The organism is Pseudogemmobacter sp. TB195, from assembly GCF_058313095.1.
This window is the reverse complement of record NZ_JBZEGG010000123.1, coordinates 1-650: the sequence shown is the minus strand read 5'-3', so window position 1 is coordinate 650 and position 650 is coordinate 1. Positions and strand designations below refer to the sequence as shown.

The following is a 650-nucleotide window of genomic DNA, read 5'->3' as shown; positions in this document are numbered from 1 at the left end:
CCGGTTCTGTTCCGGTGAGATGCTCATGTTAGGCGGCCCATTGTTCGAAGGCCACGGGTGATTTCCAGCCGAGGGCTGAATGTGTGCGGCTCGGGTTTTAGAAGCCGTTGATGTATTCGAAGAGGGCGACTTCGACGTCGCGTCGGGTTTGCCCGTTTCGGCGCCAGATCAGTTCCGCCTTCAGCGACTTGAAGAAGCTTTCTACGGCGGAATTGTCGTAACACTTGCCCCTGCGGCTCATCGAGACCCTGAACCCGTGCCTGCGCAGCAACTTTTGGTAGTCGTGGGCACAGTATTGCGAACCTCGGTCCGTGTGCTGAATGCATCCCGGTGGCGGCCTTCGGATGGCGATGGCCATGGCCATGGCCAGGGCCCGCAATGCCAGATCTTGCTTCATGCGGTTGCTGATGGCCCATCCGACCACGCGACGCGAAAACAGGTCCATGATTACAGCCAGATATACCCAACCCTCCCGCGTCCAGACATAGGTGATGTCACCTGCCCACTTCTGGTTCGGCCCGCTCGCGGTGAAGTTCTGCTGCAAGAGGTTCGGTGCGATGTTGAAGGCGTGGCCACTGTCGGTCGTGCGTTTGAACTTCCGGCTGCGGATGACCCGGATACCGTTCTGGCGCATCAGGCGCCCTGCTCGA

At 59.7% G+C, this 650-nt stretch carries 1 pseudogene; it reads right to left on the bottom strand.

Annotation, left to right across the window (positions count from 1 at the left end):
- Window positions 1-28 precede the first annotated feature (28 nt).
- Window positions 29-650, bottom strand: a pseudogene (locus tag AC4FS3_RS28945) (IS3 family transposase); the annotation flags it as partial.